This is a genomic window from Syntrophomonas sp. UBA1041, assembly GCF_002316705.1.
Classification (GTDB): Bacteria; Bacillota; Syntrophomonadia; order Syntrophomonadales; family Syntrophomonadaceae; genus DTU019.
Genome location: NZ_DCEA01000120.1, coordinates 83,808 through 92,344, shown reverse-complemented (window position 1 = coordinate 92,344; position 8,537 = coordinate 83,808). Strand labels below are relative to the sequence as shown.

10 protein-coding genes are annotated in these 8,537 nt (G+C 51.5%); all 10 read left to right on the top strand.

Features of this window, described 5'->3' with window-relative positions:
• A partial coding sequence (mreC, locus tag B2633_RS17775) for a rod shape-determining protein MreC (RefSeq protein ID WP_483171972.1) occupies window positions 1-635 on the top strand: 635 nt, incomplete at its 5' end.
• 3 nt (window positions 636-638) lie between these two features.
• Entirely contained in the window at window positions 639-1,142 is a 504-nt protein-coding gene (mreD, locus tag B2633_RS17770) for a rod shape-determining protein MreD (RefSeq protein WP_481037881.1), read from the top strand.
• Window positions 1,143-3,218, top strand: a complete 2,076-nt coding sequence (locus B2633_RS17765) for a penicillin-binding protein 2 (protein WP_483171971.1) — start codon at window positions 1,143-1,145, stop codon at window positions 3,216-3,218. It begins immediately after the preceding gene.
• Window positions 3,219-3,366: 148 nt separating this feature from the next.
• A complete protein-coding gene (gene minC / locus B2633_RS17760; protein WP_481037883.1) occupies window positions 3,367-3,981 on the top strand; it encodes a septum site-determining protein MinC in 615 nt (204 codons plus the stop codon).
• A 14-nt stretch (window positions 3,982-3,995) separates the two neighbouring features.
• Complete coding sequence (gene minD, locus B2633_RS17755; RefSeq protein WP_481037884.1) at window positions 3,996-4,793, top strand: septum site-determining protein MinD; 798 nt, start codon at window positions 3,996-3,998, stop codon at window positions 4,791-4,793.
• Window positions 4,794-4,811: 18 nt separating this feature from the next.
• Window positions 4,812-5,096 (top strand): cell division topological specificity factor MinE, encoded by a 285-nt coding sequence (gene minE / locus B2633_RS17750; protein WP_481043109.1) that lies wholly within the window; start codon window positions 4,812-4,814, stop codon window positions 5,094-5,096.
• A 205-nt stretch (window positions 5,097-5,301) separates the two neighbouring features.
• A complete protein-coding gene (gene rodA, locus B2633_RS17745; protein ID WP_481037885.1) occupies window positions 5,302-6,438 on the top strand; it encodes a rod shape-determining protein RodA in 1,137 nt (378 codons plus the stop codon).
• A gap of 30 nt (window positions 6,439-6,468) precedes the next feature.
• On the top strand, window positions 6,469-6,879 hold the full coding sequence (locus B2633_RS17740; protein ID WP_483171970.1) for a YkvA family protein: 411 nt from the start codon (window positions 6,469-6,471) through the stop codon (window positions 6,877-6,879).
• A 196-nt stretch (window positions 6,880-7,075) separates the two neighbouring features.
• On the top strand, window positions 7,076-7,645 hold the full coding sequence (locus B2633_RS17735) for a peptidoglycan DD-metalloendopeptidase family protein (RefSeq protein ID WP_483171969.1): 570 nt from the start codon (window positions 7,076-7,078) through the stop codon (window positions 7,643-7,645).
• Window positions 7,645-8,514 (top strand): site-2 protease family protein, encoded by an 870-nt coding sequence (locus B2633_RS17730; protein ID WP_483171968.1) that lies wholly within the window; start codon window positions 7,645-7,647, stop codon window positions 8,512-8,514. Before B2633_RS17735 ends, B2633_RS17730 begins: the two co-directional genes overlap by 1 nt.
• Window positions 8,515-8,537: the final 23 nt, after the last annotated feature.

The window sequence follows — 8,537 nt, the reverse complement described above, 5'->3', positions numbered from 1 at the left end:
TCTTGCAGCAGGTTGAATCCCTGCAGGAGCAGAATCAGGCCTTGAATCTGGAAAACCAGGCCTTGCACGAATACCGTGCCGAAGCTCTGCGCCTGCAAAAGCTGATCGCATTCACCAATGAAAACCTGGAGACCTACAGCTTAACCCCGGTGCGGGTGATTGCGCGCAGTCCCAGCACCTGGTATCAATATATCGTTATTGACCGGGGTGAAGCCGAAGGGGTGCAGCGCAACATGGCGGTGATCAGCCCTCAAGGCCTGGTAGGCCGGGTGACCAGCACCAGCCAGCATACGGCTCAAGTCAACCTGCTGACGGACCGGGAAATGGCGGTCGGGGTGGTTGCTCAGGACAGCCGCGAGACCAGGGGTATTGTGGAAGGAGTTGGGGACCACAATCTTCTGAGCATGGCCAACATCCCCTATTACTCTACTATCAATGTCGGCGAGAAAGTCGTGACTTCAGGGTTATCCCAAATCTATCCGCAGGGTATTTTAATAGGGACTGTACAGGAGATAACTGACGAAGCCGGAGGACTCTTGAAGTCAGCGGAGGTTACGCCGGCGGTTCAGTTCGACCAATTGGAGGAAGTGCTCCTGGTTACATCGTATCGGGGCGCCTCTGTCTCAGGGGAGTAAACCGTGCGTTATCTGATGCTGTTCTTGCTGCCAGTTCTGGCATTATTTTTACAATCGACATTATTTGGCGTCTATAGTATAAAGAACACGTTGCCGGACCTGGTTCTGGTTTTTGTGATTTTCTATGCTCTCTTAAATGACGCCCCAAAGGCTGCCCGATACGGGTTTTTCTGCGGCTTTTTGGAGGATCTTCTGCTGGGGCGTTTTATAGGCATGAATGCCCTGGCCAAGGGACTTACCGCATATGCCATCGGTATTCTGCAGGGCAGCGTATTTAAAGAGAATCTGGCTGTGGGTATCTTGTCGGTATTGATCGGTACGGTATTAAATTTCTTATTTTTGTTTATCCTCAGCCTGGCTTCGGCGGTGATGATCGATCTCGATCAGCAGGTCTTCATCACTCTGTTCTATCATGCTATATTCAATTTGTTATTGGCCACGCCGTTATATGTATGGTATTATAATTCTTCTCGATACGGCTTGCTCCGTTCAAATAGGGAGAGGTAAATGAAACCCGATGAAGTTAGACCCAGACTGAAATGGTATTCATATATGCTTATTGCATTATTGTCGATTTTGCTGGTGAGGCTGGCGGTGGTGCAATTGCTCTTCAATGCCGAATACCAGGCTAAAGCTAAAGAAAACCGGGTGCGGCTGGTCCCTATCAAGGCGCCCCGGGGAGAAATCTACGACCGCACTGGCAGGGTTTTGGCTGCCAACGAACTGGTTTATACCCTGAGTTTGAATTATACCGCCATGAGCGATCAGAGTGAAGTGGTGGCTCACCTGGTCTCACTGCTCCAGCCAACCTACCCGGAAATAACCGAGCAATTGATTAATGAAAAGATAAGTCAGCAGGAATACCGCTTATTCGAGCCGGTGGTATTGTTGCGCGATATTCCCTGGGAACTGGTCATTCAACTGGAGGAGCGCCGCCAGGAACTGCCCGGGGTATTGGTGGATGTGGAACCCTTGAGAAACTACCCCGAGGGCGCTCTGGCCGGCCATGTGCTGGGTTATATACATTCCATCAGCCCCGAAGAAATAGATCAGGAACAGGACTATAAATACAGCCTGAGCAGTCTGATCGGAAAATCCGGGGTGGAAAAGCAGTATGAAAAGGAACTGCGCGGACAGGACGGGGCCCGCAATGTGGAAGTGGATTCGCGCGGGCGGCCGGTTCGAGAACTGGTGACTCTGGAGCCGCAGCAGGGCAACAACATATATCTGACCCTGGATAAAGACCTGCAGCAAGTCATGGAAAAAAGCATGGAAAATATGCTGGCCACACTGCAGAAAAACCATCCCCGCGCTCGGGTGGCCTCAGCTGTTTTGCTCAATGTCAAAACCGGCCAGGTTCTGGCCATGTGCAGTCTGCCCGCCATGTATCCCGATGATTGGAAAGGCAATATCAGCACTGCTCGTGCCGCCTATTACTTTCCCCAGGGCGCTGAATACGATCCCATGAATCCCGGCGCCTTTCTCAACCGGGCGATACAGGTCAGTTATCCGCCTGGATCGACTTTTAAGCCGATCACCGGTATGGCTGCCCTGGAAAGCGGAGTGGTAGATGCCGGCAATGACTATGTCAAATGCAGTGGCGCTTACTGGGTGGCCCCGTATATCAGGTGCTGGGGCGTGCACGGCCATGTTAATTACTACTCCGGTATGGCCGGTTCCTGCAACGTATATTTTCAGGAAATGGGCCGCCGGGCGGGACAGGAGGGCATAGTAAGGATGGCCGCGGAATTTGGATTGGGAAGCAAAACCGGCATCGACCTGCCCTATGAAGTGGCCGGACTGCTGCCCACTCCGGAGTGGAAAAAGGAGCTTAACGATCTTCTCATCAATCGAAAATACGACAGCCTCAGAAAACAATTGGAGGATAAATACCAGCAGTTAATGAACGCTGAATCAGACCCGGCTGCGCTCAAAAAGCTGGAAGCGCAAAAAAAGAACGAAAGTGCGCAATTGGAGGCGCAATACCGGATTGACTACAACTGGGACACCAACTGGCAGGCTTTCGATACTTTCAATATGTCGATTGGGGAAGGCAACAATGACTATACCGTCCTGCAGCTGGCAAATTTTGCGGCAGCCGTGGCCAACGGGGGTCTGCGCATGCAGCCTTATGTGGTGGACCGCATTTCTTCTCCGGACGGGAGGGTTATTCAACAATTCAGCCCCCGGGTGGCGCATGAGGCCGCGGTTTCCAGCCAGACCCTGGCCCAGACCAAACAGGCCATGCTGGCTGTTACCGAGCCTGGCGGGACCGGATACTTTTTATTCAACAACTTTCCCCCCCACATCAAAGTGGCCGCGAAAACCGGAACGGCTCAAAACCGCCGTTCTCCGGACGGCTCCTCCGCAAATTACAATGGGGTTTTTCTGGCCTTTGCTCCTTTCGACAACCCCGAAATCGCCTTTGCCGGGGTGGTCGAGTATGGTTATCATGGCAGCGAGTCGGCCGGAATAGTGGCCCGGGATGTTTTTGAACAATATTTCGGTATCAAGGACCACCGCAGTGATGATGTGATCATGGAACAAGTCCGGGAGAATCTGTCGAATATTGCTGCTGATTAATGGCGTAATTTAATGGCATAGAACCGACCAGGATAGGGGTTTTTTGCGAAAATAACCTCTATCTTCTGCTTTTTCGCTAAAGGAATATAATAGCAACAATAGAATGATAAGGAAATAGGACCTGCAACAATGTTAAGGGGGTGGTTGAATGTTGACCGCAGCAAATGAGGTACGTGTGCAGGAGACCATAGATTTAAGCCCCTACCAGCGCTTTAAAGACATGAAGCAGGGTTTGGACCAGCAGCTCTCCCTGCTGAAATACCCTCAAGGGACGCAGATCTGCCTTGGTATCGGGCAGCGGCGTCTCACCAACCGGGAATTAAAAGAGCTTGAACTGGTTTTGTTGTCCCACGGTGTATACCTGCTGGACATAGTCGACGTTGAGGAAGATCCCGGCAGGGATAGACCACTGATAGACAATATGCCGCATTATCAAGAAACTGTACTGTTGTGCAAGAATGTACGTTCAGGTCAAAAACTGGCTTGCAGGGGAAACATCGTGATTCTAGGCGATGTAAACCCCGGTGCGGAGGTTGTGGCTGGTGGCAACATTGTAGTGATGGGGTGCCTGCGGGGGATGGCCCATGCCGGTGCACTTGGAGATCAAAACGCAGTCATTTCAGCATATCGCCTGAGTCCGACCCAGCTCAGGATTGCCGACCATATTACCAGACCTCCGGATAATGAGGTGGTAACGGCAAAGAATCCCGAACTGGCGCGCATCAGGGAGGACAAGGTTGTCATAGAAAAGCTAAAAATATGATTGGAGGCTTGGGGATGAAGAGTAGGGTTCTGGTGGTAACGTCCGGAAAAGGCGGCGTGGGGAAAACCACGACCACGGCTAACTTGGGAACAGCTTTGGCTATGATGGGCAAAAAGGTAGTCATGCTGGATACGGATATCGGACTTAGAAATCTGGATGTCGTTATGGGATTGGAGAATCGCATCGTATTCGATATTGTCGATGCAGTGAACGGAACCTGTAAACTAAAACAGGCTTTGATTAAAGATAAGCGCTACGAGGCCTTGTTCCTGCTGCCTGCAGCACAAACCAAGGACAAGAATGCGGTCACTCCTCATCAGATGAAAAACCTGACCAATGAACTGCGCAACGAATTTGACTATATTCTGGTGGACTGCCCGGCAGGGATCGAACAGGGTTTCCGCAACGCCATCGCCGGCGCTGATGATGCCATTGTGGTAGCTACCCCGGAGGTCTCTTCGGTTAGAGACGCTGACCGCATTATTGGTCTGCTGGAAGCGGCTGGACTGAGTAAAAGCAAGCTGATTATCAATCGCCTGCGCAGCAAGATGGTAAAGCGGGGCGACATGATGGACATAGAGGATATTCTGGATATTCTCGCTATCGATCTGGTGGGAGTAGTGCCCGAAGACGAAACCATCGTGGTTTCCACCAATCGCGGCGAGCCGGCGGTACTGGAGAACGCCTCCCGAGCCGGCGGGGCTTACCGCCGCATCGCACGCCGCATAATGGGCGAGACCGTGCCTATAGCGACGGAGAGCAATGACAATCTGGTTGACAAATTTATGAAAATGCTGAAGCTGGCAAGATAGGGGGGAGGGGACATGGCTTTGTTGGACGTACTAAGCAGAATTTTTTCCAAGGACAACGTGGCCAGCAAAGAGGTGGCCAAGGAGCGTCTGCGTCTGGTGCTGGTTCATGACCGTTCCTCAATATCTCCCGAATATCTCAATCTTCTTAAAGAAGATCTGCTCAAGGTTATAAGAGAATATTTGGAAATAGACGAAGAAGCCCTGCAGGTGAACCTTGCCAATGAGGACTCGTCCTTCGCCTTGGTGGCCAATATACCGGTGAAAGGTTTTAAGCGTCCCCGCATGGCGGAGGTGGATAATTAAAAAGACTCTATTCCTCCTTAATGAAAGTCCTTGAGCTTCTAACGTCTCGACAAAGCCCGGGTTGCCCACCCCGGGTTTTGTCATTCTTCTTTAATTTCGGGCATTTTCCTCCTGATTACATAGAATTACGGCTTAATAACTGGCTGGATTTGAGAGTGGACAGCGATTTTTACTACATTCTATAATGGTCTGGGAGGGTTTAATTGTGGACGTAAAGAGACTGAAATTCGTGGATCGTCCTTTCTTATTGAGTCTGGCCGCGATCCTGGTCATGGGGCTGGTGATTCAGCTCAGTGCCAGCAGCGGCATCTCCAGCGATCCTTATTATTATATAAAAAAGCAACTGGTTATGATCGCAGTCGGTCTGGCGGCGATGTTTATCATTGTCCGCTACGATTATTTGCAGCTTAAAGGGTTAAGTCCTTTTCTCTACGGGCTTTCTATACTGATGCTGGTGGCAGTCTTGCTTTTTGGCCAGGAAGTTCGCGGCACCACGGGGTGGATAGCTATAGGCCCATTGCCCCCGCTTCAGCCCGCCGAGTTTACCAAAGTTCTGCTGGTGTTGTCTTTCGCTGATTTTCTGCAGCGGCGCCGCGGCGAGATGAATAACTTGGCGGGAATGCTGCCTTGCTTCGTCTTTATGGGGGTGCCGTTTATTCTTATTATGCTGCAGCCTGATCTGGGTACCGCCCTGGTTTATATCGCCATAACGTTCATCATGATGTATGTGGCCGGAGCCAATCAGCGGGTGTTGCTCTTTATTCTTCTGGGCGCACTGGCCTTAATCGGCCTGGTCTTATTGCTGCATTTTCAGGTTGGCCTGTGGATACCTTTGAAAGATTACCAATTACAGCGTCTTATCGTATTTATCAATCCCTACAATGACGGTATGGGTGGGCGCGACGCAGGTTGGAACATCATTCAGTCACTGGTGGCCATTGGCTCGGGCGGGTTCGCCGGGAAAGGCCTGTTCCAGGGCAGCCAGGTGCAGTTGAACTTCTTGCCCGAGCATCACACCGACTTCATTTATGCGGTCATCGGCGAGGAATTGGGATTTATTGGCGCCGGGCTGGTCCTGGTCTTGTTTGGCGTACTGCTGATGCGGGCGGTTTATATAGCCGCCAATTCCCGGGAATTATACGGCGGTTTGCTGGTAACCGGGATTACAGCCATGTGGTTGTTCCACATTTTCGAAAATATCGGCATGTGTATTGGCATGATGCCGGTAACCGGGATACCTCTTCCTTTTATAAGCTATGGCGGCAGTTCCATGCTCACCAATCTTCTGGCGGTAGCCCTGATTCTGTCTGTGAATGTGCGGGGTAAGAAAATCGTGTTTTGAGCATGATAAGGGTAAAACGGAGGGTTGAAAATGGCATTTGAAAACGCTGAGGCCCGGAATAGCGGCGAAGCAGCACCGGGCAATGCCATTCAGGAAGTGCTGTACTTTATACCCAACTTGCTGAAAATGGTGTATCGACTGCTTAAAGACGAAGGGGTAACCCATGCTGACCGCCTGTTATTACTGGGCACAGCCACTTATGTGTTGTCCCCCCTGGATTTTCTGCCCGATATGATCCCGGCCTTGGGCCAGGTCGACGACATTTTGCTCCTGGCCCTGGTATTGAAGAGGCTGATGAACAGCGTATCCTTTGAACGCCTGGAAAATTACTGGGACGGCAGTGAACCATTGTTGAGGTTGTTTGACCGGGTATTGGATCTATCCCGCTATGTGATCCCCGCCAAGGTTTATGACAGAGTAGTAAAAAAATCCCGCCGCTAGGCGGGCCTGGGGACCAATCAGGTGGGACCAATCAGGGGGACGGTTCTCTTGATCGAGAACCGTCCCCCTGATTGGTCCCCCTGATTGGTCTGAGATCCGCGCCTGCCTTACAACTATTGGCATACATTTTGACCTGCCTTTATATACTGTAGCATGACTGCTTGGTCTAAGTCAGGCAAAAAAGGGGGTCAAGCCGGTGCTGGGAAGTTTTCGTATTAGACTATTGGTGGTTATAGCCATAGTAGCCCTGGTGGGATACTCACTGCAGTCTGGCAATTGGAGCAGAAACCTGGTGGAACCAGCCCTGCGGGTGATCCTTTACGAGGATCAATGGGCTAATCGAGTCCTGGCCGCCTTTAGCGAACGCCTGGCCGGGCGGCAACTGGAACCGGCCGTATCTGACCAGGTGCTGCAGCTGCCCTGTGCTTACACAGGTGTATTGCTCCCCTTCGGAAGCAGCTGGTATACCGGCCAGAATGAATCCGAGCCTTCCCCGGGAATCCTGTTGCAGGTTAACCCCAACACGGCGGTAAAGCCGATTCTGCCGGGGAAGATTACCATGATTAAAGGTGAGGCGGGTCAGTACACGGCGGTCATTGAGCATGAACAGGGGCTGACTTCTGAATACGGACAACTGGATCGGGTATTGGTGCGCACCGGTCAGACAGTCACCAAAGATACCGTGATCGGACGCAGCGGGAACCAGTTTTATTTTGCCGTCAATTCCCCGCAAGGACCTTTGGATCCGAGCAATCTGTTTCCTTAATGATACCGATAGCGAAGCTTGCCGGTACCTCCTATCGCATCCACTGGCTGGTCCTGGCCTTGGTCGGATTATATACTTACCTGGGTCAAGGCCGGCTGTTGCTCCTGCTTATGGCAGCCCTGTTTTTTCATGAAATGGCCCATGTCATAACCGCCCGGGCGCTTGGTATCAAGGTTAGCGCAGTAGAATTGACTCCTTTTGGAGGGCAGGCACAAATTGCAGACTTTACGGGCCTAGAACCGGAAAAGGAACTATTCATGTCCCTGGCCGGCCCCTTGAGCAGTTTGAGTTTGGCGGCTTTTTTTTATTTTGTGCCTACCGGACTGGATGCTGATACCAGTTTGTGGTTGATGCGCTGCAACCTGTTTCTGGGCTTGTTCAATCTTCTGCCCGCTCTTCCCATGGACGGGGGCAGGATCCTGCGTTCCTGGCTTTCCCCCCTGATGGGCTTTAGAAAAAGCACCCGTTTGGCTGCCTTTACGGGTATGGCATTCGCTGCCGCCATCATCTGCCATGGGTTTTACTATACTTCAGAGGCTGTATATATGGCCCAGGAGATATTGGCAGGAATGGTCTTGTTCTGGTTTGCGGTGCGGGAAAGCCGCTTTTTGGCCTACTCTTTTATGCGTTACCTGATCCATAAAAAGTCGGAGTTGAACCGGCTGGGGTTTTTGGAAACCAGGCAGGTGGTCAGCTCCTGGGATACGCCGCTAAGATCCCTGCTCAAAGACACGCGCCCCAAGCATTATCTGATCGTGGTGGTTTTAGACGATTATCATCATGTGGCAAATGTTTATACCGAAGCCGAACTGATAGAATGCTTTATGGAGATAGGCCCTCTGGCCACTTTGCGCCAATGCCGACAGTGATAGGCGGCATTGCTTTTTAGGTG